Source organism: Paenibacillus sp. L3-i20 (genome assembly GCF_022180385.2).
In the GTDB taxonomy this organism is placed as follows: domain Bacteria; phylum Bacillota; class Bacilli; order Paenibacillales; family Paenibacillaceae; genus Pristimantibacillus.
In genome coordinates this window covers 1,092,203-1,117,827 of the sequence record NZ_BQME02000002.1, presented here as the reverse complement: position 1 = coordinate 1,117,827, position 25,625 = coordinate 1,092,203, and the positions used below count along the sequence as shown (strand labels likewise).

Annotated in this window: 32 protein-coding genes and 1 pseudogene; 32 read left to right on the top strand and 1 reads right to left on the bottom strand. The window is 44.3% G+C overall.

The features are described 5' to 3' along the window. Positions 1-3 precede the first annotated feature (3 nt). The 21 genes from MFF31_RS18590 to MFF31_RS18490 all read left to right on the top strand — a co-directional run bounded on the left by MFF31_RS18590 (position 4) and on the right by MFF31_RS18490 (position 18,188). A complete protein-coding gene (locus tag MFF31_RS18590) occupies positions 4-420 on the top strand; it encodes a hypothetical protein (protein WP_238189906.1) in 417 nt (138 codons plus the stop codon). Between the two features lie 95 nt (positions 421-515). Beyond that, positions 516-1,529 (top strand): major capsid protein, encoded by a 1,014-nt coding sequence (locus MFF31_RS18585; protein ID WP_238189905.1) that lies wholly within the window; start codon positions 516-518, stop codon positions 1,527-1,529. A 72-nt stretch (positions 1,530-1,601) separates the two neighbouring features. Then, positions 1,602-1,952 (top strand): hypothetical protein, encoded by a 351-nt coding sequence (locus tag MFF31_RS18580; RefSeq protein ID WP_238189904.1) that lies wholly within the window; start codon positions 1,602-1,604, stop codon positions 1,950-1,952. A 15-nt stretch (positions 1,953-1,967) separates the two neighbouring features. Then, complete coding sequence (locus MFF31_RS18575; RefSeq protein WP_238189903.1) at positions 1,968-2,339, top strand: hypothetical protein; 372 nt, start codon at positions 1,968-1,970, stop codon at positions 2,337-2,339. After that, positions 2,339-2,830: an HK97 gp10 family phage protein gene (locus MFF31_RS18570; RefSeq protein WP_238189902.1), complete on the top strand. Its 492-nt coding sequence runs from the start codon at positions 2,339-2,341 to the stop codon at positions 2,828-2,830. The genes MFF31_RS18575 and MFF31_RS18570 overlap by 1 nt, the downstream gene beginning before the upstream one ends. 234 nt (positions 2,831-3,064) lie before the next feature. After that, positions 3,065-3,307 carry a hypothetical protein gene (locus tag MFF31_RS18565; RefSeq protein ID WP_238189901.1) on the top strand — a complete coding sequence of 81 codons (243 nt, stop codon included), beginning with the start codon at positions 3,065-3,067 and terminating at the stop codon, positions 3,305-3,307. Between the two features lie 14 nt (positions 3,308-3,321). After that, the gene (locus tag MFF31_RS18560; protein WP_238189900.1) at positions 3,322-3,534 is read left to right on the top strand and encodes a YqzN/YkzM domain-containing protein; all 213 of its coding nucleotides are present in this window, start codon (positions 3,322-3,324) and stop codon (positions 3,532-3,534) included. 353 nt (positions 3,535-3,887) lie between these two features. Then, entirely contained in the window at positions 3,888-4,949 is a 1,062-nt protein-coding gene (locus MFF31_RS18555) for a phage tail sheath C-terminal domain-containing protein (RefSeq protein WP_238189899.1), read from the top strand. 19 nt (positions 4,950-4,968) lie between these two features. Then, entirely contained in the window at positions 4,969-5,388 is a 420-nt protein-coding gene (locus MFF31_RS18550; RefSeq protein ID WP_238189897.1) for a phage tail tube protein, read from the top strand. Between the two features lie 83 nt (positions 5,389-5,471). Next, complete coding sequence (locus MFF31_RS18545; RefSeq protein WP_238189895.1) at positions 5,472-5,948, top strand: phage tail assembly chaperone; 477 nt, start codon at positions 5,472-5,474, stop codon at positions 5,946-5,948. 173 nt (positions 5,949-6,121) lie between these two features. Continuing rightward, positions 6,122-9,169 carry a tape measure protein gene (locus MFF31_RS18540; RefSeq protein WP_238189894.1) on the top strand — a complete coding sequence of 1,016 codons (3,048 nt, stop codon included), beginning with the start codon at positions 6,122-6,124 and terminating at the stop codon, positions 9,167-9,169. Next, a complete protein-coding gene (locus MFF31_RS18535; RefSeq protein WP_238189892.1) occupies positions 9,166-9,840 on the top strand; it encodes a LysM peptidoglycan-binding domain-containing protein in 675 nt (224 codons plus the stop codon). The genes MFF31_RS18540 and MFF31_RS18535 overlap by 4 nt, the downstream gene beginning before the upstream one ends. Continuing rightward, positions 9,837-10,997, top strand: a complete 1,161-nt coding sequence (locus tag MFF31_RS18530; RefSeq protein WP_483874651.1) for an XkdQ/YqbQ family protein — start codon at positions 9,837-9,839, stop codon at positions 10,995-10,997. The genes MFF31_RS18535 and MFF31_RS18530 overlap by 4 nt, the downstream gene beginning before the upstream one ends. Beyond that, positions 10,998-11,462: a hypothetical protein gene (locus tag MFF31_RS18525; protein WP_238189889.1), complete on the top strand. Its 465-nt coding sequence runs from the start codon at positions 10,998-11,000 to the stop codon at positions 11,460-11,462. Between the two features lie 14 nt (positions 11,463-11,476). Then, on the top strand, positions 11,477-11,893 hold the full coding sequence (locus tag MFF31_RS18520; RefSeq protein WP_238189888.1) for a DUF2634 domain-containing protein: 417 nt from the start codon (positions 11,477-11,479) through the stop codon (positions 11,891-11,893). Positions 11,894-11,913: 20 nt separating this feature from the next. Continuing rightward, positions 11,914-13,053 (top strand): baseplate J/gp47 family protein, encoded by a 1,140-nt coding sequence (locus MFF31_RS18515; protein ID WP_238189886.1) that lies wholly within the window; start codon positions 11,914-11,916, stop codon positions 13,051-13,053. Continuing rightward, positions 13,050-13,598 (top strand): putative phage tail protein, encoded by a 549-nt coding sequence (locus MFF31_RS18510; RefSeq protein ID WP_238189884.1) that lies wholly within the window; start codon positions 13,050-13,052, stop codon positions 13,596-13,598. Before MFF31_RS18515 ends, MFF31_RS18510 begins: the two co-directional genes overlap by 4 nt. A 16-nt stretch (positions 13,599-13,614) precedes the next feature. Beyond that, the gene (locus MFF31_RS18505) at positions 13,615-16,911 is read left to right on the top strand and encodes a pyocin knob domain-containing protein (RefSeq protein ID WP_238189882.1); all 3,297 of its coding nucleotides are present in this window, start codon (positions 13,615-13,617) and stop codon (positions 16,909-16,911) included. Positions 16,912-16,971: 60 nt separating this feature from the next. Beyond that, positions 16,972-17,280 carry a hypothetical protein gene (locus tag MFF31_RS18500; RefSeq protein ID WP_238189880.1) on the top strand — a complete coding sequence of 103 codons (309 nt, stop codon included), beginning with the start codon at positions 16,972-16,974 and terminating at the stop codon, positions 17,278-17,280. A gap of 18 nt (positions 17,281-17,298) precedes the next feature. Continuing rightward, positions 17,299-17,559, top strand: coding sequence for a phage holin family protein (locus MFF31_RS18495; protein WP_238189878.1), 261 nt, complete (start codon positions 17,299-17,301; stop codon positions 17,557-17,559). Then, entirely contained in the window at positions 17,556-18,188 is a 633-nt protein-coding gene (locus tag MFF31_RS18490; protein WP_238189876.1) for a M23 family metallopeptidase, read from the top strand. Before MFF31_RS18495 ends, MFF31_RS18490 begins: the two co-directional genes overlap by 4 nt. A gap of 138 nt (positions 18,189-18,326) precedes the next feature. On the opposite strand, the gene MFF31_RS18485 is transcribed toward MFF31_RS18490, so the two are convergent. Beyond that, positions 18,327-18,551 carry a hypothetical protein gene (locus tag MFF31_RS18485; RefSeq protein ID WP_238189875.1) on the bottom strand — a complete coding sequence of 75 codons (225 nt, stop codon included), beginning with the start codon at positions 18,549-18,551 and terminating at the stop codon, positions 18,327-18,329. Between the two features lie 153 nt (positions 18,552-18,704). Here MFF31_RS18485 and MFF31_RS18480 point away from each other — a divergent pair, with 153 nt between their 5' ends. The 11 genes and pseudogenes from MFF31_RS18480 (at position 18,705) to MFF31_RS18430 (ending at position 25,595) form a co-directional block, all read left to right on the top strand. After that, complete coding sequence (locus MFF31_RS18480) at positions 18,705-18,941, top strand: helix-turn-helix domain-containing protein (protein WP_238189874.1); 237 nt, start codon at positions 18,705-18,707, stop codon at positions 18,939-18,941. 490 nt (positions 18,942-19,431) lie between these two features. Further along, complete coding sequence (locus tag MFF31_RS18475; protein ID WP_238189873.1) at positions 19,432-19,788, top strand: hypothetical protein; 357 nt, start codon at positions 19,432-19,434, stop codon at positions 19,786-19,788. Positions 19,789-20,144: 356 nt separating this feature from the next. After that, the gene (locus MFF31_RS18470; RefSeq protein WP_238189872.1) at positions 20,145-20,630 is read left to right on the top strand and encodes a hypothetical protein; all 486 of its coding nucleotides are present in this window, start codon (positions 20,145-20,147) and stop codon (positions 20,628-20,630) included. Positions 20,631-20,641: 11 nt separating this feature from the next. After that, positions 20,642-20,809 (top strand): hypothetical protein, encoded by a 168-nt coding sequence (locus tag MFF31_RS18465; protein ID WP_238189871.1) that lies wholly within the window; start codon positions 20,642-20,644, stop codon positions 20,807-20,809. A 47-nt stretch (positions 20,810-20,856) separates the two neighbouring features. Continuing rightward, positions 20,857-21,078 (top strand): hypothetical protein, encoded by a 222-nt coding sequence (locus tag MFF31_RS18460; RefSeq protein ID WP_238189870.1) that lies wholly within the window; start codon positions 20,857-20,859, stop codon positions 21,076-21,078. Positions 21,079-21,369: 291 nt separating this feature from the next. Next, positions 21,370-21,564 (top strand): hypothetical protein, encoded by a 195-nt coding sequence (locus tag MFF31_RS18455; RefSeq protein WP_238189869.1) that lies wholly within the window; start codon positions 21,370-21,372, stop codon positions 21,562-21,564. Between the two features lie 367 nt (positions 21,565-21,931). Then, entirely contained in the window at positions 21,932-22,123 is a 192-nt protein-coding gene (locus MFF31_RS18450; protein WP_238189868.1) for a hypothetical protein, read from the top strand. Beyond that, positions 22,116-22,589: pseudogene (locus MFF31_RS18445) on the top strand (Zn-binding domain-containing protein); the annotation flags it as partial. The gene MFF31_RS18450 and the pseudogene MFF31_RS18445, both read left to right, overlap by 8 nt. Further along, positions 22,586-23,902 carry a ribonuclease H-like domain-containing protein gene (locus MFF31_RS18440; RefSeq protein WP_238189866.1) on the top strand — a complete coding sequence of 439 codons (1,317 nt, stop codon included), beginning with the start codon at positions 22,586-22,588 and terminating at the stop codon, positions 23,900-23,902. The pseudogene MFF31_RS18445 and the gene MFF31_RS18440, both read left to right, overlap by 4 nt. Positions 23,903-23,921: 19 nt before the next feature. Then, on the top strand, positions 23,922-24,749 hold the full coding sequence (locus MFF31_RS18435) for a TIGR01457 family HAD-type hydrolase (protein ID WP_238189864.1): 828 nt from the start codon (positions 23,922-23,924) through the stop codon (positions 24,747-24,749). Between the two features lie 24 nt (positions 24,750-24,773). Further along, the gene (locus tag MFF31_RS18430; RefSeq protein WP_238189862.1) at positions 24,774-25,595 is read left to right on the top strand and encodes an Fpg/Nei family DNA glycosylase; all 822 of its coding nucleotides are present in this window, start codon (positions 24,774-24,776) and stop codon (positions 25,593-25,595) included. The last annotated feature ends 30 nt before the right edge of the window (positions 25,596-25,625 follow it).

Sequence of the window (25,625 nt, the reverse complement as noted above, 5' to 3'; positions counted from 1 at the left end):
AACATGCCAGGAACTTATGACGGTCAGATTCGCAAAGACGCCGTACTGGGAAGTAAGGAAATTAAGGCAAGCGCGGATTACCAGGTTATGCCTATCGGCGGTACACTAGACGGTACAAAATTCGCTGTAGGAGCGCTGATTCTTGAAGGCCAATGTTTAGTAAGGGAGAAAGCTACGAAGAAATACGTACCGTACAATACGGCGGGCGTTGTAGACGCTGCGGGCAATATCCCTGCGACGCACGATAACCCGGTGATTCTTGACCAGTCTATCAAGCTGGTAGTAAAGGACGACGGCACGAACCCCGATACGATTTTCGGGCAAGCGTTGATTCGCGCGGCTGTATACGAAGGCCAACTAATTGGTGTAACAACAGGCTTTAAGGCTGCGACGCCTCAAATCCGTTACCTTACAGTCTAAAAATTTTTACCCATATCGTTATCTGTAGATAAAAGCGACTGGATTCCAGTCGCTTTTTGTTGTCCACAAAAAACACCCACAGGAGGAATAAAAACATGGCAGGATTAGCACAGTACAGCGATAAATTTTCAAATCCGCTATTTACGCGGTTTATTCAAAACGTACCAGTAAAAGTGGAGAATATTATGGGGCGGTTTCTTCCACGAGTTGAAACATTTGACACTAAATTTCATGAGTCTTACGTAACACGCCAGGCTGATATGGCAAATATCGTTTCGGCGTTAGGAGACGTTCCATTAACTGACCGCGACCCAATGCGTAAAGTATCTGGGGAAATTGCGGATATCGCACAGGGCTATTTAGTAACAAAAGAAGAACTAGGCGCGCTAATGGATAAATCTAGCGACCCTACACGACGCACTCTAGCGGAAACGCAGTTGCTCGGCAAGACTGTACAAATTAAGCAGAACGTAGACGCACGTATTGAATGGATGGGCGCGCAGGCGCTTACAGAAGGGGTGCTAAATTACAACAAAGATGGGGTCATCCTAACTACTGACTTCGGTGTACCTTCTTCTAACAAAAAGACCGCAGCTATTCGTTGGGATGATTTAAACCCTACCATCCTTGCCGATTATGAAGCTTGGGTTGCGTTGTATAAGGATCTAAACGGCGTTACCCCTGCCCAATATCTAACTTCTACAGCTGTAATTAACAGAATGTTGAACGATACCCTAGTACGTAAACAAATTACGGGATTATCGGACAAGCTTATTACTATCGCGGAGCTAAACGCATTTCTAACTGGTCGAAATATGCCGGGCGTAGAAGCATGGGACGGACAAGTAACATACCGCGACCCTAATACTGGTGCACGCACAACCGCACGACTACTTAATCCTAAAAAAGGTGTGTTCCTTCGTGAAGGCGGCGAAATCGGCGAACAGTTGATTGGGCCTACTATTGAAAATGAAATGAGACCAGGCATTTTCGCGGAAACAATTGACCTTAAACTACCTACACGTTCGGTTATTAACGTAGTAGCATCGTCGTTCCCGAAAATTACAAACCCAAATCTTATTTTCCAAACTACAGTATTGGCGCAATAAGTACCCGAAATCCTGGGCAGTTTCGACTGCCCCTTAAACCTAAAATCTGATAAGTCGAAGGGAGTATATGAAATGCATAAAGTACTTGTAACAGGAATGGGAGTATCTAAAGAAGGCGTTGATGTTCCCGTTGGGGAAATAATCAAAGTTAGCGAAAAGAGCGCTTTAGCCCTTATAAACGAGGGTAAAGCGCAGGCTATCGAAGTAGAAGTAAATACACCTGACTCGAATGCCAAGAACCAGGGCGGTAACGAACCTACCGAAGAAGAAAAGCAAGTGCAGGCTTTAGACGCGCAGTACAAGCGTGACGACTTGTACGCAGCGGCAAAAGAAGCTGGCGTGGATATTGCTTACAATGCAGTTAAGCCCGATATTATCGCAGCAGTAATCGCCCAGGGCTTTGCAGCCGCGCTTATTAAGTAAGAAGGGGGCTAACTTATGGCTTTCCTATCAGCTGCGGAACTGCCGAACTATTACCCTAACAACATGGCCGTAGGCGACGTAACGAAGTACCTGGGACGCGCTAACGCCTACTGCTACGGGGTAATCGGCGGCGAACCGCCTATCGTAGACGAAAACCTAAAGGTAATCGTTTCTACGGCCTTCGAAATATTGGCAGAAGGTGAAACCTCACAGACCGACAATGTTACCGGGATTATAACCGAAGCCGGGCCAGCTTCCAGCTACAGCAGGGAAAAAGGGAATAACCCGCTAGCATCCATCGATAAAATGCTACTGCCATATAAAAAGGCGTTTGATGCTGCGAACGCGGAGCAAGCTGACAATGGCATAACCTGGTTGGGTGGGTAATGGCACGGCGTGTCATTGAACAAAGCGGTTTAAAGGAATGGCAGCGCTGGCTGGTAAGTCTTCAGAACAGTGAAATAGAGAACACCCAAAGCCGTATTATTCGTACTGCGGGCCTTCGAGCACTGGAACACCTGGACGACTTAACGCCAGTACGTACTGGCCGCCTTAAAGGCAGTATGTCAATGGGCAGCCAGGGTAACGTATTTAAGTTGCAAACTGGTAGCCGCGCTTATGTCTTTGTTGGTACGGCAGTTTCTTACGCTCAACACATAAACGACGGCTTCACACAGAAAGCTGGGCAATTCGTTCCGGGATACTGGAAGGGGCATACTTTCCATTACAAACCGAACCATGACGACGGAATGGTATTAACAGGAAAAGTAATACCAGGTGCGCATATGTTTGAAAAGGCTATGGATGAACTGGAACAGGATATACCTAATATCCTTGATTATGAATTTCGCAGGATGTATCAAAAACTATTTAGTTAGGGGGCAGGCATGGGAAATTACTTTACGTACGAACTTGAAGCGATAACCCGATGGGTAAAAGCCACGGCAGGACTTAACAGTATTCTGCTATCGTCTGCCCCGCCAAAAGTAGCGCGCCCGGTAATTCTTTGGGAAGCTCCCCAGCGTAGTCGCGATAGAAATATATCGCGCTATGTCTACGTAAATAAGGTTCGGCAATACGGGAAGATATTCGCTGCCGATCTGCCGAAACTGTTGGACTACCAGGCGCGCTTACAGCTAGACCTAGAAGACCGGGACGGCCTACTGAACGTTTACGGCGAAGGCGGCGCTATTATCGGCAGGCTAAAGGAAGTTGCAGTACACTTCGAGACTAACGAAGCACTGGACGTTCCTTTTAGCCTTGAATACGAAGCGACTTACAGCCGTAGCAGGCCAGTAGCACCACCAGCTGCTAAGACCGTAATAACGAGACGGGTTTATAAACTGCCCGAATAGAAAGGAGTTAAAGCATGGCTAAAAAAGAAATGCAAGAACAGCAGGCCGAAACGCCTGCTATTTTTATGCCCGGAGAACTTATATTAGGGGCTACACACTTTGGAACTACCCCTGAAATAATGGCAGGGGCGCTTTATGGTTTAACTGCTGGAATTACTAGAGAAGCAGCGGCAGAGCGGTTGGAAAAATTCAAAACGAAGACGGTACAAAAGGGGAGCAACGACTAATGGCAGGAAATTATACAGAAGGACAAAGCCAGGAATTAAGCGGGGTATACTCACTGGTCAAGGCTACTTCTAGTCAAGGGCCTACGGCCGAAATCGGCGTAGCGGCATTTCCCTTTACTGCGAATTGGGGGCCTGTGAACCAGCTAATTTCTTACGCTTCGGCGAAAGATTTTAACGAGACATATAACGCAGATGGAAGCCCCTTTTCGTCTTCCAAAGTCTACAGCCTGGCTTATGCAGATGCGACTTATAAACCGAATAGCTTGTTAGGCTATCGCCTGGCAGTAGCAGCCGCTGCGAAAGGTACGGCTATCCTGGCTGTAGCAACGGGTACGACATGGACGCTGGAAACCTTGTACCCATCAGACCGCGCTTTTACAGCCGTCGTAAAGGCAGGCGTAGCCCCAGGTACTACCCGTGTTGAGATCATAGAAGAGGGTGTACTCTTATGGGGTGACGAATCTGATAGTATCGCAGACCTAGCGACTAAAATCGCAGCGAGCCCGGTAGTAAGGGTAAAAGTGCCAGGAACTAACTTACCATCCAATACCGCTGGCGTATCCTTTTCAGGGGGTAACAATGGCGCAGCGCCTACTGTATCTGAATATGTGGCTTTTCTCACGGAAGTCGAAACAGACGGTACAGCAAATGCCGTAGCACTAGACGGCGTAACAGACGAAGCAGTACTAACTGTTTTTGAAACCTGGGTGAAGAGGGTAAGAGGTGAAGGCCTTTACTTAGAAGGCTACCGGGGCGGCTTAGCTACTTGGGATACCGACCTAACACTGCCAAATACAAAAAGTGTAGCCATTAACTACCGGGGAATGATTAACGTCGGTAACGGCTGTGACGGCTACACTTCCGCAGAGATGGCTATTTATGTTGCTGCTTACGCTTGTAGTAGGCCGCTTAATACTAGCGTAACAGACCAGGTAACGCCTTTCGTTAAAGTCAATTCAAAAACTCCGCTTACGAAGGCTAACAGAATTCTAGCGAAGCAAAAGGGTACTCTAATTTTCATTATGAAGGGCGGTAAAGTTGAAATCGACGAAGGCGTTAATACGCTTTCTTCCGTTACTGGGGATGAAAAGTTAGAAATGAAAAAAATGCGGGTTTCGAGAACAATCGACTACGTTAACCGAGCTACCGAGTCTTTCGGCGACGAATATAAGAAAACAAGATCGAATACCCAGGCAGCTCGCCAGGCTTACGCTGCGGTAATTGAAGACGAATTCTTCCGTGGCCTGGTACGTGATGAAATTATCCAACCTTCCTATTCCTACAAGGAAGACCCGGACTACCATGGCGACAAGGCTAGCTATAATCCGAAAATCGACGAAGCCTATTTCTATTCAGAGTACTGGCCGACCGATTCTATGGAAAAAATCTACCAAAAATTCGGCGTGAAATTTTAAGAGAGGAGCGAAAAAATAAATGTCTAGAATTGACGGGAACGAAATCATTAACGGTAAGTACGGTCATCTGTACGACGAAAATGGGCAGGAAAACCAAACCGTACAAGAATTCGAAGCTAATTTAGAATACGCCAAAGAAGAAATCCAACTACCGGGCCAGTTTCTTAGTACTCATAAGGTAATGGGTGGAACTGGGAGCGGCAGTATGACTTTTCTTAAGATCGACAGCCGTTTACAAAAGAAAATAGCCGATAACCCTACGGCCAAGTTTGTCTTTCGGGGTGTGCTGGCAGACCCTACAAGTAGAGGTCAGGAAGCAGTACTACTTCGAGGGGTATCCTTTGACTCCGTGCCGCTTATGCATTTCGCGGTAGACAGTAATGTAGAAGTATCATTGGATTTTACATTTGACGATTTCAATTATGTACAAACAATCTAGAAGTAAAGTTATAAAGATAAGAGGGGCGGCCATACAGGCTAGCCCCTTTTAATTTTTCCCCAGTCGAAAGGACGGTAAATAAAATGACAAACGCTAAAAAATACTTCTCCCTTGAGGATGTACTAGGTAAAGACGCGACAGAACTTACTGCTGTAAAGCAGGGTGAATACGAAGTAGATAAGCTAGGCGAAGTACCTTTTACAGCTCTAAATAACACAGAATACAAGCAAATTAAGAAAGACTGCATAAAAATGACGCCGAATGGCACAGGCGGTATGGAGCCTGAGGTAGACGAGGATAAAATGATGTCCCGCGTCGTAATTGCCGCAGTAGACAAAGACACCCGAACAAACTTTACATTTGCCAGTAAGGCGCTGCTGGATAAGTTGACAGCAGCGAACGCAAAAGAAGGTAAGCCGCCTGTAACCACGGCTGACGAAGCATTAAGTGTCCTTCTATCACCGGGCGAAATTATGAACTTTGCCGTCAAGGTTCAGAATTCTAGTGGATTTGGACAGAAAGCAGCGAAAGAAACGCAGGAAGCCGTAAAAAACTCCTAAAATCGAATGGCGAAGCGAAACTACTGGGCTACATATGGAACGATAAGGGGAAATTCCCTTCGGAAATATTAGCCCTGCCGCCATTCGAGAGAGAATTTGTCTACCAGGCTACCCTATTAAAAATAAAAGAAGAAGAAAAAGCAGCGAAGAAAAGGTAGGAGGGGGGTATTACATTGTCGCGGGAATTTACTATGGGTATACGCCTTAACTACAGGGATAACGATTTTTCGCGGGGAATAAAGGACGCAACTCGCAATACAAACGGATTCCGGGACAGTATGCGAGGAGCTTCTACTAGCGCTGACGGATTGATAGGGACACTAGGGAGCCTAGCTGTCGCCTTCGGGGGTATTGCAGCAGTTAAAAACACTTACAGTTGGCTAATAGGTGCGAACGCAGATATGGAAACGTACCATAATACGCTTACCGTCGTCCTGGGCACTACAGAAGAAGCAACGAAAACCCTAGCCTGGGCCAATAAATTCGCCGCACAAACTCCCTTCGAGATACCTCAAGTGGTTGAAGCAACTACTCGTATGTCTGCTTACGGACTTGAAGCAAAGAATACGCTGGGAATAGTCGGAGATATGGCATCTGTCATGGGTAAGGATTTAATGCAGGCAGTCGAAGCTGTAGCAGACGCACAAACCGGGGAGCTTGAGCGGTTAAAAGAATTTGGTATCACAAAGAAAATGATACAAGAACAGGCTAAGCTGCTCGGAAGCAACCCGATTAATAACAAAGGGCAGATAACCGATGCAACAGCATTTAACACAGCCCTGTTTTCACTGATGGAAAAGAGATTTAAGGGCGGCATGGCAATGGCTAGTAAAAGTTACAAGGGTATGTTGAGTAATACACAGGACTTTATGGGCACGTTAGGACGGAACCTAGGAAAGCCCCTTTTTGACAAGGCGAAGGCTAACTTAGAGAAATTCTTGGAGACATTAAACGAACTGCAAAATAGTGGGGCAATAGATCGCTTCGTAAGCAAGGTACATAAATTGGGTGCTGTTGTGGGGAATGAAATTTCTTTTGCAATTAAGATTATCAAAGGAGCCTTCCGGGCTGTAATGAAAATCAGTGCCCCAGTCTTTAAATTTATAAAAAGTAACTGGGAAGATATTAAACCCTTTGTACAAGGTGTCGCAGTTGCTATAGGCGCCGTGGTAGGCGTAATGGTCGCAATGAGGACATTTACACTGCTCGCGACTCTCGCTATGAGGCTGCTTTCGGCCGCAATGCTTACAAACCCGATTGGCTGGCTTATTTTGGGGATCGGGCTGTTAATCGGCCTTTTTATTAAAATGAATAATGGTATTGACGGTGCGAAAGCTCGAATTATGGGCTGGGTAGAATCGGCAAAGAAATCAAAAGTGCTAAATAAGATTATTAATGGTATTAAGGAAAATTGGTACATGCTGCTTGGTGCTCTTCCTGCATTGTTTATCCGCTTAAATGGTGGGATTGATGGGACAAAGGAAAAGCTGGCGTCATGGTTTAAAGCTTTAGTATCTTGGTACAATTCGGATAAGACGCAGGCTTGGATACAGGCAGCTGTTACTGCTTTTAATAGATTGGCTACGATGGCAGGGCAGGCATTTGGCTGGCTGCAAGCACAAGCCGTAAAATACTGGCCTGCAATACAAGCGGTTGCCATGGTCGTAATTAACGGACTGGTAAACGGGTTTAAGTGGATAATGGATACAGCTAATAAATATTGGCCTACTATACAGAATGCTATAGTAGGCGCCTGGGAACAAATTAAAACGAACATATTACCTGGTCTAATGGTTCTAATCAAGGTTTTTGTAGACGCATTTAAGAAAATATGGGCTGTCGTCGTGCCACTGGTGAAGGGTATTTTTAATTTCTTTAGGGCAATCGCACCTACGGTGATGGTACTAGTAGGAATTATTGCGTGGGCAGTGACTAAAATCCTATGGCCTGCTATTTTGATAATCGCCAAAGTTTTTATGAATGTTGCCGCTGCGGTTATCCCCGTAGTAGTAACAATCGTTACGTCGATTGTTAAAGCATTTACTAAAGTACTTAATTGGTTCTCTGTAATATGGCCTGCAATTCTTAAAATAATAAAGTTCGCCTTTGGTGTAATCATGTTCCTATGGGCGGCGCTAGGGCCGTACATTATGGCGGCATTAGAAGTAATTGGAAGCATAATTACAGGTGCTTTTAAGGTGATAATGGCAGTAGTGAAATTCGTTTGGACTACTATAAGCAGCATAATAAAAATTGCCTGGGGTATTATTAGCGGGATTATTGAGACTGCATTAGGTATCCTTACTGGCGATTGGGAAATGGCGTGGAATGCATTTAAGGGGATATTCGAAGATGTATGGGACGGTATTAAAGATTTCCTGGGTGGTATAGGTAAGATGTTCTACGATTCAGGTAAAGCTATCATTACGACTTTGGTAGACGGTATTAAATCCGTTGCTAAGGCCCCTGGGGAAGCGATAAAGGGTGTTTTAGGAAAAGTACGCGACTTCCTCCCATTCTCAGATGCCAAGCGCGGCCCACTTTCCACATTGACGTACAGTGGTGGCGCAGTAATGACGACACTAGCAACTGGCGTAAGAAAGAAACAAGGCGCTTTACAAGATGCTGTAAGCAATGCCTTTACTGGTATTGATACGCCTTCCATAGTCCCGCCTAGGCTTGAAAGTACTGAGCTGGATATGAAGGCTACTCCCATAGTCACGCCTAGACTTGAAAGTACTAAGCTAGATATGAAGGCTACTTCTATGGCAGTCACACCGAAAATGAACCAAACAGAAGGTTTTAATATCGATGTGAATAAGCAGGCAAATGTTCTGCGGGACACAATAATGAGCGCTTTTAGTGACGGAGTAAGTATACTGGTTCGGAACCTTAAAGAGGCTGTGATTGGAGCGTTTTCGGAAACCGCAATGGGGATGCAAAAACCAAGCGTGTCCACGGCGCCGGAATTAGCCCCTGTGGAGTCATTTAGCGCCGCAGGTAGCACCATTTCCCCGGCACAAGTAAGCGCCGTAACAGCACCGCCTGCGAAAGCAGGAGGCGACATCAATATAGCTAGCCTGGTTGGGAAAATAGATATTTACGCGCAACCGGGCGATAACGCAAGCGACCTGGTAGACCAAGTTATCGACCAATTGTATACAAAGGCGAAGGAAGCAACTGCTATCCTTACCTCGGCAAATAAGGGGGCGCTGGTATGACTATCCCTGGTATCAAGGTAGCGATAACTATTAAGGACAACGAAACGGGGAAAAGTTTAACTATCCCCGTGCTTCCTACTAATGGTGAAATAGCTTACGACGACGGTGACCAAAAACCAATAACCGTAGATATTTTAGACTTTGGATCGGTAGATATACCCGGAGGCGTAGAACTAGATGTTATAGGCTGGGAAAGCTTTTTTCCAGCCCGGCACGATGTCAGCTACTGTTCGGTAGGCCCTTCCCTACTTAAAAAGCCGCTGGAATATCGGAATCAGTTTTCCATGTGGAAGGATAATGGTACAAGTTTACAGGTGATCATAGCGGCTTTTGGTATAAATAAAAGAATGTACTTGCAATCTTTTAAGCCAAAACTACGCGGCGCAGAAGGTGATATTTACTACGGGGTAATCTTTAAGGAATTCATAAAGTTAACCCCAAAGAAAGTAAAGGCCGATGGTACAACAATTACGACAGGTGTTACAGCAGACGACAGGCCCGCACTTCCGGCTGCCGCAAAAGCAGCTACGTATACTGTCGTCAGAGGCGATACGCTGGCACTTATCGGGAAAAAAGTACCGAAACCTTGGAAGTCAATTTATAACGACAATAAGGCTGTTATAGGTACGAATCCTAACCGAATATTTCCGGGACAGGTATTTAAGGTATGAGCATTCGACTTTTAATTAATAAGCAAGATGTCGCGCCCCTACTATCGGCGCCCCCAAGAATATCTGAGGACATAAGCGGCGTTTGTAGTACTTTGGACTTTCAACTTCAAAAGGCAGATGGCCTAGTAAACTACTTAGGTCAGCAAGTTGAATTATTCATTGGTGACGAGCGGGTTTTTTTTGGATTTCTTGAAATTAGGGGGCGAGAAGCGCAGGGAATGCTGGCATACAAGGCATATGACCCCCTGTATTTTTTGGCTAAGAACCCTGACGACTACTATTTTAATGGGGGGTTTACAGCTAGTCAGCGGGCAGAAGAAGTGCTTAAAAATGTCGGCGTAGTACGAGGGAAGTTGGCTCCGACGGGGATCACTCTTCCAGCATCTTTTTATAAAGCAGCGGCTGGTGACCAAGTTATAATTGATGGTCTTGTAAAGACCGCCCAAGGTAACAGTAAAAAATATTGGCTTAGATTTGACGCTTCCGAAGAACACTTCGGGGCTACAATTTTCGAACGGAAAATCCCCCCTTATATGTGGGCCTTTCAGCGTGGTGTTAATATGACCAATGCGCGTTATGAGGAAAGTCTAGAAGAACATTACAACGTTGTTAAGTTGATTAACAGAGAAACGGGCAAGACAGTTGTACGTTTCGATAAACAAGCTGTGGCCGATTTTGGTGCAAGAACACGATTTGAAGAGGTTGATAAGGATCACGCTGCCACAATGGAGAAAGACGCTATGGAAATGCTGAAAGAAGGCTTAAAAATTAAGTCATCTATCGGTATTGAAGGTGTAAACGACAACATGGTAATGCCTATCTTTCACGTAGGTGACGTAATCTACGTTGAAGACGGAGTTACCCTGGCACTGGGGCCATATTTCATTCGTCGGGTGGAGCATACTTTTGTAAGTAGTAAACGTATTACGCTAGTTTTCGACGTAGAAGCAGCGCCGGATTTACCAGTTGCTCCGTTTGATAGCGCCGAAAAAGACGCAACGGAATACACCCCGGACGGTAAGCAAATTAAGAAGGAAACAACGCCAACCGCTGTAAAAACTGGTAAAGGTGTGAGCGAAACGCCAAAGTACCAGGTAGAAATGGAACAAGTATCAATGAAGTTACAGCGATTAGATAAAGAATCGGGGATGACTTAAATGGCGGGAGGTAAAACAGACAAGACGCTAGCACTGTTAGAAACATTAGTGAGGCTACGAAGTCCAGCTGGCAGCCAAGCAATGGGGCTTTACACCGTAGAAGTAAAGACATCTGACCCCTACCCCATAACCTTCGTTATGCAAGGGACGAAGCTGGCCCTAGGGTTGGATATTTTTGAAGTTCCAGTAGATTTCTATCCACTACGAGAAGGTGACCAGTTAGTAGCCTTCCCCCTGGTGGGTGGTACTGGAGGCAGTAACCGCTGGGCTATTCTAGCAAAGCTGACTAGCGGCCTGGTTATGGCGACTATGCAAAGTGCTGACAGCTGCAAGCCCGACAGAATGGCTGTGACCTACAACGTAACCAAGGCCCCCGATCTTGTACTTAGTAGTGGCGACCGTGTAGCAATAGCGCCTACTTGGGATGGCAGCAAAATAGCTTACGCCGTTCTGAACAAATATTAAGGGGGCGAGAAGTATTGGTAGTTAAGGATAACCGTAAAACACCTATCTTTGATTGGGAACAGGGTGAGTTTGCCACCGATCTAACAGGGAGGGTAAAAATGGCTACGGGTGCGCTAGCCGTTGAACAAATTATTTTAAAAGCCCAGCATACAATTCGCGGGCTTTTTTTAGTTTATGCGGCGGACCCGGAGGTAGTAGGAATCAAGGGTCATACTTACGGCAGCGACTTGAGAGAGATACGAAAGTCAGATCTTCCGCTAGCTGCAAAGCATTCTGAACTGGAAAGGGCTATAAAGGAAGCCGTAATATACGACCCATGGATACGGAATGTAAGCGAGATAACGATAACACACAGGAGCTTGGATGAAGCCGAAATAACGGCCACTATTGACCATATTTACGGTACAGACATTGTAACATTTAGAACTTAGCGGAAGGGGGGAAGTATTTCATGTCAAGAAATAATTTTCAACCAGTTTTTGAAGAAAGTGAAACGGCCATACGCGACCGCATGATAGCAAAGGTAGAAGCGGACGGCTGGCGGGCTGAACCGGGCGACTTTATGTATGATGCAGTAGCTCCTGGCCCTACAGAGATAAAGCAAATACAAATAAATCAGGATACGATACTAGCCAGTCGCTTTGCACGGCATGCAGAAGGAATAGACCTTAACGATTGCTTATATGATGTGGGCTTGGAACGCTTGGGTGCTACGGCAAATAAGCGGGCACTATCAATTACAGCCGATGCGGGCGTAGCAATTAAGGCTGGGCAAATGTTTTTCGCGGTTGTTCTTGACGACCAAGGCCAGCCCTTACAATTTACGACAGACTCGGCAGTGACATGGGCCACAAACGGCTCGATAACATTAAACATCATCTGTAATACTCTAGGAACTATCGGAAACTTAACAACAGGCAGCCAATTTGTATTGCAGCCGCCCATTCCTGGTGTGCGAACTATAGTTGACCTGGGTAATACGGTTCTAGCCCGGGATATAGAAACCGACGAAGACGCCTGGAAACGGTACGACTTTAAGGTAACGCACCCGGACACAGGTGGAAATAAAAACGACCTTGTTCGCTGGGCGAAGGAAGTCGCAGGCGTCGGGAAAGCGAAATGTGTTCCGCGCTGGAATGGTGTGAATACTTCCAAGGTTTTACTAGTGGGGAACGACTTCAAGCCTGCTACTGCCCAAGTAGTTGCCGACGGCCAGGCTTACATAGACCCTGCGGCTGCGGGCTTAGGTGAAGGTAAAGCCCCCATGGGTAATTCTTGTACTGTGGTTGCAGCAGATAACCTTGCTATTAACGTTATTGTAACGGGTATTCAATATGCACCAGGGGCCATACAAAACGAAGTAAGGGCAGCCTTTCTAGCTAGTTTGGAAAGTCACCTTAATAGCTTGGTGTTCGAAACTGACCCGTTAACAAAAGCACCGCTAGCAGTTAATTACAACAAAATTTTTGGATTACTGACTTTTACTCCTGGCGTAAGTAACTTTACGTCATTAACCATTAATGGTGCTAAGGTAGATATTTCCGTTAGTGCGACACAAGCGCCAACGGTTGGAACGGTGACGGGGGTATGAATCAGCGCTTAGACCGAATGTTAGGCCAAGCACCTGATTACTATGAAACTAGTGCCGTCTATACGAAAATACAAGCCGTACAAGGGGACGAATACGATAGCCTAGACGAAAAAAATGCTGACCTAAAAGAGCAGTTTCGAATTAAAACTGCGACTTGGGGGTTGCGTTATTACGAAGAGTCCTTGCATATCCCAGTAGACCTTAATGATAGCTTGGATAACAGGCGAGGACGGGTACTCTCACGATGGCGAAGTCCTGGTAACTTTTCAGCTGCGTTAGTTAAAACCGTTTGCGAATCTTTCGTTAACGGCCAAGTGGATGTAAGTATCGACCTTACAACCAGTACAGTAAATATTAAATTTAATGGCGACTTGGGCATACCGTCGAAAATCGCCGATGTAGACGAGGCAGTAGAGAATATTATCCACGCGCACCTAGGTAAACAGTTTACTTATCGCTATCTTAAAATTAATGAAGTGCACGAAGTAATGTCTATAAATACATTGAACGCGACGCGGTTAAACAACTTCGCGCCGTTTGTTTAACGAAAGGGGCGATTAAATGGCAAATACTACGAATTTGGCGCTTTATTATGCCGACCCAGCAACTGACGGAGCCAATAACTTTAATCTTCAAACCATGCTAAATGATAACTGGGTAAAGTTAGACAATAAATTTCATAGCACCACGGGGCATACCCATGATGGAACTGCTGGAAATGGCCCTAAGATCGCAGCTATAGGTTTGGCTAATGGTGCAGCTACTGATACGGTTATTGGTGCCCGAACCATAATTGATACTACAGCACAGACAGTGGGTGCAGCAGCTCCAATATCTACTTTACTAGGGCAAATGGGCAATATGATCAAAAGTATTACTGGTAAAACTAACTGGTATACACCCCCAGCGATTACCTTAGAATCGGCAAGTGCCCAGCTAACAGCTGCGACGCATGCAGCAACTGTATCAGCAATAATGAAGCGTGACGCTGCCGGGCGTGCACAGGTAGCCGATCCAGCAGTAGATGGGGATATAGTAAATAGGGGATTTTTGTATAACCGCGACGCTAAAGACGCGGTAAGAGTAGCAACTACTGCGAATATCACTCTATCAGCTACGCAGACCGTAGACGGTATTGTGCTGGCTGTAGGTGACAGGGTACTAGTGAAAAATCAGACCACCGCCGCACAAAATGGTATCTATGCCGTTGCTGCGGGGGTTTGGTTACGGGCTGCTGACTCCGACATAGCTGCGAAGGTGACTCCGGGCATGACAACGCGGGTACTCGATGGCACAGTAAACAAGCTTTCCACCTGGCAGCTAACGACGGCAGGAACAATCACTCTTAATACTACAGCTTTAGTTTTTAGCCAGGTAAACGGAGTACCCGACAATATTGGCATCGAGTTTTCGGGTGTTAATGGTGATATACAGCTTAAAGACTCTGGTACAACCGATACGAAGCTTGGAAACCGTACTATAACCGATACGACAGCGCAAACAGCAGGGGCGGCGGCTGCTATGACTACTCTGCTAGGACAAATTGGTAATATGATCAAAAATATTACTGGTAAACCGAATTGGTACACCCTTCCGGCCACGACTCTCGAAGCAACAAAGTCCCATATGAACACTACGAGTAATATACACGGCTCAACAGCATTGGCTACGCCTGGTAGTTTAGCTCAAAGGTCTGCTGACGGATGGCTGGCGGGCATGGGATTTGCTTCGCATATAGAGCAGGGTAAAGCACCCCTTTGGGTGCAATCCACTACGAAAGTTGAAAGTCTAAACGCCGATTTGGTGGACAATTTACATGTGGCATGGGCGGCAACTGGTGACACAATAGCGGCAAGAGATGGTAACGGCGATCTTACAGCACGTCGATATGTTTCGACCATAAATAGGGGTACGGCGCCGTTTTCGGTGTTGTCAGACACGGTTGTAACCAACCTAAACGTTGATATGTTGGATGGGAAACATGGTTACTCATTTATGCAAGTAGGCATTGCGCCTCCCGATTTAAATAATGCTGTAACGGCTGGATCTCATAGATTGTTGGAATCACATACAAATGGGGCTCCCAATAACAGTTTTGGAAATTTGCTAGTTTTAAGAAACCTTGAAATGGACACAATCGCCCAGGTATCTTTTCCTTATAATAGCGGCAATATTACGTATCGTTACGGCAATCCGACTCAAATCGGCGGGACTGGTTCATATAGTCCGTGGTTAAAGATTTGGAACGAGGGAAATGACGGTATAGGTAGCGGTCTTGATGCTGATAGATTGCATGGCATGATACCCACAAATAACACAGAAGGAAGTACAATTGCTGCAAGATCAGCCACTGGCTGGCTGGGCGCTGTCGGATTTTCGGCATCGGCTCCACAAGGCACAGCACCGCTTTATGTATTATCTACAACTAGAGTAGATAGGCTAAACGCTCATTATTTGGATGGCTATTCAGCCAATCCAGTAAACTCCAATAGCACAATAGTAGTACGGGATTCGACGGGGTGGATTGATGCGAAAGGCATGACATGCCATGCAAAACATCCTGACCCGCCGTTCACCGTACTTTCTAACGCTTGGGTGGAGAACCTTCACGCCGACGCATTGGACGGTATGCATGCAGCATGGGCGGCAACTCCTGACACAATATTAGCAAGGGATGGTAACGGGGACGCTACAGCACGCCGATTTGCTTCGACAGCTACAGGGAGTGTACCTCCATTTGTAGTAAACTCTACTGCAAATGTTCCTAACCTCAACGCCGATTTGCTAGATGGCATGCACGCTAGTCATTTTCAGTTAAGAACAGGTGGAGGTATAACCGATTTTAATGCAGCACTCACACAGGGCACTTATCAATTCGCCAATAATGCCATAAATGGCCCGCTAGTTGGCTATGGTGTCGTTGATGTAATCGTTAGTAATGGCGGCACACACAATAACAAAGATAATTGGATATGGCAACGGGCGATGTATACAGACACTTATACCTACTTCCTTCGATCTAAAACAAACGGCGCGCCATGGACAAAATGGGAAGAAACTATATCAAGTGACGCAACGGGGTTTTTATCCAATCTAGCAACGTCGAATAAGACAAATCTCGTAGGAGCAATAAACGAGGTTTTTACATCTGCCAGTAATGGTAAAACCGTAATAGCTGGTGCTATTGCTGGCATGGGACAAGCGGCAACGGGTGCGGATACTCATGCGCTATTGGCGACAAAAATTAGAAACATTTCCAAAGATGCAACAGCTACTGCCTCTAATTTACTAGCGGGTACGTCGGCGTACATTGGGGGAGTAAAAACAAATGGTACTATGGTAGATCGCGCTGGAGACACGCCAGCTCTATCAAGTGCAGTAAGTGGTACAACTTTGCGACTACGCACCTCTGACGGTTACAGGGACGGCGCCAATGATTTTGTGACGATTACATCAAACGATTGGGATGCTTCGTACATCCCAAAAAATAACAACGTATTTGGTAAGGTCGGAACACTTGAAATACCAACAAGAGCAGAAATTTATTCAAACGACACCTCGTCACATCCGTTACCTACTTCTATAAGAAATGCATTAAACGCCTATGAAAACGGAAGATACTTTTCACTTTACGTAACGTTGCAGAGCAGGAACAATTTTACTCGAAATAGGGCGCTAGTATGGGGTATAAAAAACGCAACTAACTCCTTTACTGTGTTGTCTACTCATGTCACATCAGGAGCGCCCATATCACATGTAGACAGTGCGTTAAACGTTATAACTCAAGCGGGGCACAATGTAACTGGTGATTTTATACTAGGGAGTTTCATGCCTTATGGGGGCTTCCCTTTAAATTAATTAGTTATTAATTAGCTCTGCATTAGCGGGGCTTATTTTTATGCAGAAAGGGGCTAGAAGGTGGATAAAGACTTTGTATTTATGGCGGCAATCATAGGGGCAATATCAGGAATTAGTAGTAATTTACTAGGATGGATCGGAAGGTCAAGGACTGTGAAACAAGACACGCAGGAGGATGCAAGTAAAGGGGCTGTTTTAAAAACTGACGTTGATTATATTAAACGTGGTGTTGATGAAGTGCGCCTCGAACAACGTATGCAAGGAAAGGCTTTCGAAGCATTGTCCGGCCAGGTTATTCGTTTGGAGGAGTCAGTTAAACAAGCCCATAAACGGATTAATCGGTTAGATGGAAGTAAAGACGACAACTAAAAACGAGGAGTGATTCACTTGGAATGGAACGCTATTTATCAACTGATTGACCCTAAATTAATTATTGTAGTCGCTGTTTGCTGGGTGGTTGGTTTTATCCTTAAGCAAACGCCAAAAGTACCAAATTGGAGCATTGTATACATCGTTACAGCTGTGGCGTTACTACTTGCGGTTTGGCTAATCGGCTGGGGAGCTGAGGCAGTCATACAAGGTATCCTTGCGGGGGCCGTCGCTGTTTTTGGACATCAGATCGTAAAGCAGGCAGGTGGAAAGCGATGAGTAAATGGATTTATGATTCAGCATATCGTCTTACCAGCCCGTTCGGTATGCGAGTACACCCGATAACTCGTAAACCTAAGTTTCACCGTGGTATTGATTTAGTAGTTGTACCTGGTAACGGCCCACTTTACGCGTTTGTAGGGGGTATTGTCACACATGCAAAGCAGGGCGTTGCGTACAGCGGCATCCCAGCAGAGATGGGTATAGTGGTAGCTGTGAAAGATGCGAAGGGTTATCTGCACCTATACGCTCACCTTAGCTCTGCTAACGTAAAGGTAGGACAAACAGTAAAACGTGGCGAAATGATAGGCAGACAAGGTACTACAGGAGCAAGCACAGGTAACCATTTGCACTATGAGATTCGCAAGATTTCCAGCCCTTCATTTGGCTGGACTTCAACAGAAGCCGGGGTTGTTGAGCCTACTAAATACCTACAAGACTATTACAAAGGGGCAACGCCCCTAACACCACCAAAGGAGGAAAAACCAAAGATGAAATCAGCAGATGCAAACAAGATTATTCCATTCTTGAGTGCCGCCTATGCACTTGCTCAAGATAAAGAAAGCCGTGACGAAATTCACCGATTGGCTAATGAGCTACGTGTAGCAAGCGGACAACCGAAGCAATAATAATAACTCGCACCTGGCAGCAGGAGCAGATCCAAAGCCAGGAAATTTACCCTTCGATTTTTCCCCTAGCCTAACGGCTGGGGGCTTTTTGCTTTTAAAAATAAATTACCCGGACAGCTAATACTGTCCGGGTAAACTTTAAGCAGAAAACAGCTCTGCTTCTATGGCTGCTTCCAAAGCACATATTTTATCAATCGCCGATTCTTGTAAATTATGAAGTAGTGCTTCTTGTGCTTTTTCGGCGGTTAATTTTGCTGCGGCTACTTCTACCATAGCTTTTTCTTGCTGTCCTAGCAATATCTCTAGTCGGTTTTTAGTGGAACATATCAACGAGCTTAAATTCTCATTCTCCGTTATATGCATGCGGCGTACCTCTCTTATGTTGTAAGTTATATTCGAACCCCTGATGTAATGTAATGAGCAACACAAAGCCGTTTCTATCTTCCACTCCTTTCCTGTAAAGCAAAAATACCTTATGATAGATAAGTTAAAAAATAAGTATTACGGAGGGCCGTCATGACTGGTAAAGTCGGGCGCTGCCTTCTCAATAAACGACTAGCCGAAAAGGGATGGACTCAGCAGAAGTTATCCGAAGAAACGGGTTTTGATTTTCGGCAGATATCCTTTTGGGCTACTGATGAACGTGCTATGTCTTTAAAGAATTTGTTCATCGTAGCAAATGTATTAGACTGCGATCCCCGTGCTTTGTATGAAAATGGCTATTTGTTGTTCGGTGAGAAGGTAGTAAAGTAAACCGTTTATCGGTTTACTACGGCCACGACTCTACGCCCGCGTAGAGAAACATGTCCTTATATTAACTGCTAATTCCGCATAAGGCTATACTAATATACCGACATTAAACGACAAATGAGGACAATATACTGAGATGATTGTAAAGCCCACGCTGGGAATCCTTACAGCGTGGGCTTTTTAGTCTTTTTTACATTCGACATAAACAGGCATTAATTCTAATTTTGGGATTACATTGATGTGTCTGTTATGTGAACATTTAAATGAGCATTGAACCCCTAACTTTTATATGTGCCCAAGAACTAACTCACTACTCTGTAAATAATCATGAACTACGTATTCACAAAATGAGTAGTAAAGAAACAAAGACGTCTTTACTTGATATCTTCGATTGAAACAATTCTAAATAAACTCTAGGTCTTTTGTCGTTTTATGTTGTCTGTAGGGAACAGCCGTTGTATGATATAGGAAATAATAGGAAGGGGTTGTAACTATGTCGCTTAGATTAAAAATAGTAACGGGCTGTAAGCATGTTAAGGGGATAGACGTATACATAGATAAGGGCAGAAATCCCGGATATCTTAAATTTAAAACGGGGCTTTTTACATCTACGACGTTGCCTATAGCTGGGTTAGATTGGCAGGCAGCAGCAACCCGCAGCGCTGGAAAAGCCGCAGCTGGGGCAATCATTGGTGGTGCGCTTACAGGGGGTTTAGGTCTATTAGCTGGGGCGGCAATCGGGGGTCGTAAAAAGGACGCTAGTACAGCAGTATTTACTTTTCACGATGGGCAACGCTTGTACGTAACCGCGACTGGTAAGGACTTTGAAAAGCTACAGTCCTGGCTGTAAAGACTCCAGCGTAGAAAAGGTATAAGTACTATATATAATATATATATAAATAATAAAATATAAATATATTATATATATAGTTATTAATAGTATCTATTAAGTATAGTAATACTTACTCTGTTCTCTTTTCTTTTGCTATTTTAATATAAGGCCGCTGTAATTTGCCGGGGGGGTACTTTTTCAGTACACTTACTCGGCCTTTGTTATTTTAATATAGATACCCCCCTCTCGAAACGCTAAGTTTATATATCATACAGTGAACCATAATAACCTGATCAAAAGTCTTTACATAAAGTTATCTTTACTAGTATAATGGTGATAGGTACATAAACCATAAATGAAGGCGGGAATGCAAAATGGCAAGAGGTAAACGAATCGCAGAAGGTAAGACCTTGGTAGTTTATAGCACGAAGGTAGAGCAGGAGACACGGGCGCTACTGGATGCTTTAGCAAAAGCGAACGGCCTGGACTTCGGCCAGCGCGAACTACTCGAAGAAATGATACCCCTTTACATGGCTGCAAACCCGGAAAAAGCGCGGAAGGCCCAGGCCTATATCGAATGGCTCGGCGGTATAGACGAAGAAGGACAGGTAGCAGCTACACCTTTAATCGCTGTAAACTCCGCAGCGGCAGAAAAGAAAGTGGCGGCAAGTCTGCCAAAGACTGTACAAACAGTTCGCTATACAGGAAATCCGAAAATTCACCTTTACGAACCAGGCAGCAAAAATTCGACTGGCTGCGGCCTGGCTGGAACAATCGACCCGGAAAGCATAACCGACCAGGAAGCCAACGCCGTAACTTGTGGAAAATGCCGCTACTGCCGTAAATCGGTTTTTGCGTAAGGAGTGAGACAATGGCAAAAATGTCCGAACAAACTTTGCAAGAGTTCAAAGAAAAAGTTTATGAAATGGCGACTATAATGCATGAGAATGGGCAGCCGCTTGAAGAAGCCTTTGAGTTTGTGTTTAAGCAAGCGCATATACGAGGCGAATGGGCTGAGAGAAATGGGATTATTGAATAGTTGCTGCGATACATCTCAGTGAATACTTTGAACATAGGGGGTTCGCAATGGAAGTTTGGCAGCTACCCGTCAAGCAGAGTAATTTAACAAATCATGATTGGATACATCCAAGAGCTAATTATCATGCGTTTCTAAACAACTCTAGTTTGTGCGGGAAATTTCATCAAGATACCAGTTATTTTAAAACAGACCTGCCTGAAGGTAACGAGTTAGCATTGCAAATGAGGTGTAAGCGGTGCTTGAAAAAGATAGCTGATACAACAAAATGAATAGGGTGAAGACATGAGAAAAAAAGTGCCCAAGTGCAAAGAGTGCAAGCATCATAGGGCAAAAGGTTTATCTAATTATGGTGCTGATGAACATTTTTGCTGGCATGATGATAAGAAAATGTCAGGATTTTTAGGAACGTGGATGGAGAGTAAGTCATATCATTCTTCAAGCCCAAAATGGTGTCCATTGCGCGATGCATCAAAATGAATATTTAATGTGCCTAATTTAGTGCACGAGCTGATGCTTCCAAGTAACAAAATGAATATGCAAGAACATGAGGAGGGTTTGGGATGATTGAATGGATAAAGTATGAATCAGCGGTTCCAAATAGGCTTAAATTGTATCTTGTTTCAGGTGGATTATGGGTTAGCTTTGGTATGCATCAATTTGATGGAAAGGATCGTGTTTATAGGTGGATTGCTGCTGATGGTGAGCCGCTCGATGGTGTAACCCATTTTGCGGAAATAAATTATCCAGCAAAATGAACACTGATTCAATACGGAAGAACATAAGGAGAGTGGTGAAGATGTACGCTTATCAGGTATGCCAAACGTGTGGAACGTACGAAATGAAACACACCTATGTACCATGTAGCGGATGCGAGTCAAATCATGAGCCAGAGGACGAAGAACAGTCATGAATATTGAGATGTAGGGGAGGCGCTATGAACAATAACCAGGAGCTAATAAATCGCGCCTACCTAACAACGACTAGCGGTTACTGCCGCAGCTGCCGGGAATCAGAACTTTTCGACCGCTACCAGGTTACAACTAAGCACGTAATAACTGCGGAAACGGAAACAAGTGTTATAGCCATATGCCAGGGCTGTACTTGGGAATATGAGGTTAAGACATGAACGAAGCACTTATGTACGCTGCTGAATTTATTGGACTAGAAAACGCAAAAGCAGCTGCAAGATACACTACAGCTGCCGGAATAGAAATTTTAAATTACGATCCCCTACAAGATGTATTCCACTTAACAGACGGCGAAACATATAGCCGCCCCTTATTTATTTCATGGTTCTGTACCCCCATTTATTAAAATCCGTCTGCGCACTCATGAAAATATTGGATCAGGGCCCATTCATTTGCCTGAGGAAGAACTTCATACGAGCAGCTATTGGTTCTCCTTTAGTGAAGAGGCTGCTGCGCGTAAAAGCAAAAATGAAATGCAATTTGCCCTGCTAGGTCTTGCAAATGTTCTTGTTCATATTGCTCCGCTTTACTTAATGTGTGATCCTTTTGATATACGTGTCGTGCCACAGGTCAAAGCGATTCATTCACAACGTCCCACAATTTATTTCTATGACCGATATCCAGGTGGAATTGGTTTAAGTGAGCGGTTATTTGAGGTACATGATGAGTTGCTAAAGCAAGCCAAATCAATGATTACTTCATGCACCTGTTTAAGTGGCTGTCCGGCTTGTGTAGGACCAATTGAAGAGGTTGGTTTGCTCGGTAAGCAGCAAGCATTGGAGTTGATACTAGAAGCGGAGAGAAAGTCATGAGTAATTTACGTAGTCGAATGAATCGACTAAGAGGTCTTTCGCAAGAAGAGGATCAATTAAATGTAGAGGTTATGACAGAATCATCGTTCATTGAAGATGTTGTAGACAACCCAGAAGTTCAAGAGAATACGGAAGTATTGCATCCAGCATGGTCTACTTTTGGTGTAGAGCTGAAAATGACAGAAGAAGGTTCTTTTTTGTTTCGAAAAAGGATATTTCAGCTCTCACATTTCCATGGAACTCATCAGCTAGGTGAGCTTAAAGAAGCCGTATCTGGTCTTAAAGCATTTCACTCCGGAGCGGGTGAGGTGGATGTGGAGCAAGTGCTTTATTTGGATTTAGAAACGACTGGACTTGGTGTAGGGGCAGGCAATGTGCCTTTTATGATCGGAATTGCTTATCAAGAAGGTGAAACATTCGTTGTTGAACAAATGTTAATTCGACATCCCGCTGAAGAATTTGCAATGTTGAATGAGCTAGCTCGAAAGCTTCGCAATTATACTTATCTTGCTACATACAATGGAAAAACATTTGATTGGCCTCTTGTTCAGAATCGAATCATAATGAATGGCATTAGAGGGGCGAATTGGACACCGCTTCACCTTGATTTTCTTCATCCTTCACGATCCCTTTGGAGAAATACACTTGCCTCTTGTAAGTTAAGTCATATTGAGGAAGAACGACTTGGCATAAAGCGTGATGGGGATGTGCCTGGTTCATTAGCACCGCAATTGTATTTTCAGTATTTGGCGGAAGGGAATCCTGCTCCACTAGAAGGAGTATTTCTTCATAATGAAAGTGATCTTCTTTCTTTAACTTGTTTATCGATCCGATTTGGTTTTCTGCTTCAGGAACAAATTTTCAAGCGAATTCCTTATCCGGAGGAAGCCGAGGAACTTGTAAGAACCGGATTATGGCTTGAGAAGATGGGATATCGCTCATTAGCAGATACGTTGTTCGAAAGGTCACTCTTATCAGAATCAGCTCTTCCATCTGCACTTAACTTACTGGCTGCAAGAGATAAGAAGGCTGGAAATTGGGAGCGTGCTGTGTTATTGTGGCAGAAAGCCGTCAAGCCAACTAATCATCTAGCGGGCTCAGACATTCATGATGCGTATATTGAGTTAGCTATGTATTACGAACATCGTGTGAAAATGATTGATGTAGCATTATCCTATGCGGTTCAAGCATTAGATCGAAGTGAGCAGTCTTTTATGTATCAACGTAGAGATAGTAAACGTCGCGTTGAACTTGACGGAATTCATAATCGTATCGCTAGATTGCGGAGAAAACTAGAAGCAAAAACCAACTAAGTAATAGAGGAATGAACATATGACTACGACAGTTCGTGCCATGAAAGGTTTGCTTATTGATTTAGATGGCACTCTTTATCATGGTTCAAAGATGATAGATGGTGCTGATCGACTTATAACGTATCTCAGAGATAAGAATATTTCTTATCGTTTCGTTACTAACAATTCAGCTTCATCACCTATAGAAGTTGCTAATCGACTATTATCGATGGGAATTCCTGCAAAACAAGAAGACATCTGCACGTCTGCACAAGCGACTGCACAATATATCGCTGCTATTCATCCTCATGCATCTGTTTATGTCATAGGAGAATCTGGACTGCATGATGCTATTTTAGAAGCAGGATTGGATATAACGGAAGATAAGCCGCATTTTGTCGTACAAGGTATCGATCGAAAGCTTTCCTACGAACGGATTACTCAGGCTGTTCGGTATATTCGAGAGGGTGCGACTTCTATTTTAACTAACCCCGATCTGCTGTTGCCATCTTCAGATGGGCTTATACCAGGTGCTGGTTCCATCGGAGCAATGATAAAAGCAGCAAGTGGGAAAGAGCCAGTGCTGATAGGAAAACCGTCAACTATTTTAATGGAATATTCTTTAAAACAGCTTGGTGTAGAACGTGCAGATACATGGGTCATCGGTGATAATATTGCAACAGATATCGCGGCAGGAATAGCTGCTAACTGCGGAACTTTACTCGTATTAACAGGACTTACTACAGCTGATAATATGGACTATTATAAAAGTGTAGCCGGCTGCAAACCGGATTTGATTTGTGAAAATTTAGATGAACTGCTGTTAACGGTTTCAAATTATTACGCCGGCAATCCAAATGAACAATGACATATAGGGAGGAATGAAATTTAGATGCAGGAATTGCCCGAATTAGATATATATCGATCTATGCTTGCAGAACGATTCGCAGGAGCAGAGCTGACAGCACTTCATATTAAGCAGAACAAACTAACGAATTTATCAAGCGATCAAATTATAGAAGAAATAAATGGTAAGACTGTCTGGTTTGTTGAAAGACGAGCTCAGCATCTTGTGTTTCATCTTGATAATGGAAAACGATTAGTGATCCAAATTTCAAACCAATCCTATTTATATAGCCACACCCCAAGTGAACAATATGACATTTCGAAAGCTGCAATAACGTTACAGTTTGGAGATCGTATGTTGAGTGTCTTCGGATTACGTGCGGATGATCTTCAATTAATGACGGTAAAAGCGGTTGAGGTTTATATGAAGGCATTTGGATCAGATCCACTAGACAAACGTCTCACTTTAAACCGATTTATCGAGAAATTTTCGAAAAAGAGAAGTTCTTTGAAGACCGCTTTGATGGATCAAACTATCATAGCTGGTATTGGAACAGTCTATTCGGATGAGATTGCTTTCGCAGCAGGAATTAGACCTGATACTAAACTCACTGAACTTAATTCCACACGTTGGGAACAACTATATACTGCAATGGGAAATGTACTAAGAGAAGCGATTTCGCATGGTGGCGCAGGTTTGAATCCTTTATTTGCGAACGATATTTTAACTGGGGGTTATTCCGAACGGTTCAAAGTGTTTGATCGCGAAGGTTTGACATGTACGTGCTGTGGTGAAACAATTGTAAAAATAACAGTCGGTAATCGTAAAGCTTTTGCTTGCCCTAAATGCCAAAGTATAGATGAATAAGTGAAACTGAAATCGAAATTAAGGTAGGGG

Bases quoted from the DNA above. Each gene is read 5' to 3' on its own strand.
- MFF31_RS18570 (WP_238189902.1), top strand. From the start codon at position 2,339: ATGGCACGGCGTGTCATTGAACAAAGCGGTTTAAAGGAATGGCAGCGC.
- MFF31_RS18530 (WP_483874651.1), top strand. From the start codon at position 9,837: ATGAGCATTCGACTTTTAATTAATAAGCAAGATGTCGCGCCCCTACTA.
- MFF31_RS18590 (WP_238189906.1), top strand. From the start codon at position 4: ATGCCAGGAACTTATGACGGTCAGATTCGCAAAGACGCCGTACTGGGA.
- MFF31_RS18485 (WP_238189875.1), bottom strand. From the start codon at position 18,551: ATGCATATAACGGAGAATGAGAATTTAAGCTCGTTGATATGTTCCACT.
- MFF31_RS18515 (WP_238189886.1), top strand. From the start codon at position 11,914: ATGTCAAGAAATAATTTTCAACCAGTTTTTGAAGAAAGTGAAACGGCC.
- MFF31_RS18480 (WP_238189874.1), top strand. From the start codon at position 18,705: ATGACTGGTAAAGTCGGGCGCTGCCTTCTCAATAAACGACTAGCCGAA.
- MFF31_RS18455 (WP_238189869.1), top strand. From the start codon at position 21,370: ATGATTGAATGGATAAAGTATGAATCAGCGGTTCCAAATAGGCTTAAA.
- MFF31_RS18550 (WP_238189897.1), top strand. From the start codon at position 4,969: ATGTCTAGAATTGACGGGAACGAAATCATTAACGGTAAGTACGGTCAT.
- MFF31_RS18435 (WP_238189864.1), top strand. From the start codon at position 23,922: ATGACTACGACAGTTCGTGCCATGAAAGGTTTGCTTATTGATTTAGAT.
- MFF31_RS18525 (WP_238189889.1), top strand. From the start codon at position 10,998: ATGGCGGGAGGTAAAACAGACAAGACGCTAGCACTGTTAGAAACATTA.
- MFF31_RS18580 (WP_238189904.1), top strand. From the start codon at position 1,602: ATGCATAAAGTACTTGTAACAGGAATGGGAGTATCTAAAGAAGGCGTT.
- MFF31_RS18575 (WP_238189903.1), top strand. From the start codon at position 1,968: ATGGCTTTCCTATCAGCTGCGGAACTGCCGAACTATTACCCTAACAAC.
- MFF31_RS18505 (WP_238189882.1), top strand. From the start codon at position 13,615: ATGGCAAATACTACGAATTTGGCGCTTTATTATGCCGACCCAGCAACT.
- MFF31_RS18510 (WP_238189884.1), top strand. From the start codon at position 13,050: ATGAATCAGCGCTTAGACCGAATGTTAGGCCAAGCACCTGATTACTAT.
- MFF31_RS18585 (WP_238189905.1), top strand. From the start codon at position 516: ATGGCAGGATTAGCACAGTACAGCGATAAATTTTCAAATCCGCTATTT.
- MFF31_RS18545 (WP_238189895.1), top strand. From the start codon at position 5,472: ATGACAAACGCTAAAAAATACTTCTCCCTTGAGGATGTACTAGGTAAA.
- MFF31_RS18535 (WP_238189892.1), top strand. From the start codon at position 9,166: ATGACTATCCCTGGTATCAAGGTAGCGATAACTATTAAGGACAACGAA.
- MFF31_RS18430 (WP_238189862.1), top strand. From the start codon at position 24,774: ATGCAGGAATTGCCCGAATTAGATATATATCGATCTATGCTTGCAGAA.
- MFF31_RS18560 (WP_238189900.1), top strand. From the start codon at position 3,322: ATGGCTAAAAAAGAAATGCAAGAACAGCAGGCCGAAACGCCTGCTATT.
- MFF31_RS18465 (WP_238189871.1), top strand. From the start codon at position 20,642: ATGGCAAAAATGTCCGAACAAACTTTGCAAGAGTTCAAAGAAAAAGTT.
- MFF31_RS18490 (WP_238189876.1), top strand. From the start codon at position 17,556: ATGAGTAAATGGATTTATGATTCAGCATATCGTCTTACCAGCCCGTTC.
- MFF31_RS18475 (WP_238189873.1), top strand. From the start codon at position 19,432: ATGTCGCTTAGATTAAAAATAGTAACGGGCTGTAAGCATGTTAAGGGG.
- MFF31_RS18470 (WP_238189872.1), top strand. From the start codon at position 20,145: ATGGCAAGAGGTAAACGAATCGCAGAAGGTAAGACCTTGGTAGTTTAT.
- MFF31_RS18440 (WP_238189866.1), top strand. From the start codon at position 22,586: ATGAGTAATTTACGTAGTCGAATGAATCGACTAAGAGGTCTTTCGCAA.
- MFF31_RS18450 (WP_238189868.1), top strand. From the start codon at position 21,932: ATGAACGAAGCACTTATGTACGCTGCTGAATTTATTGGACTAGAAAAC.
- MFF31_RS18460 (WP_238189870.1), top strand. From the start codon at position 20,857: ATGGAAGTTTGGCAGCTACCCGTCAAGCAGAGTAATTTAACAAATCAT.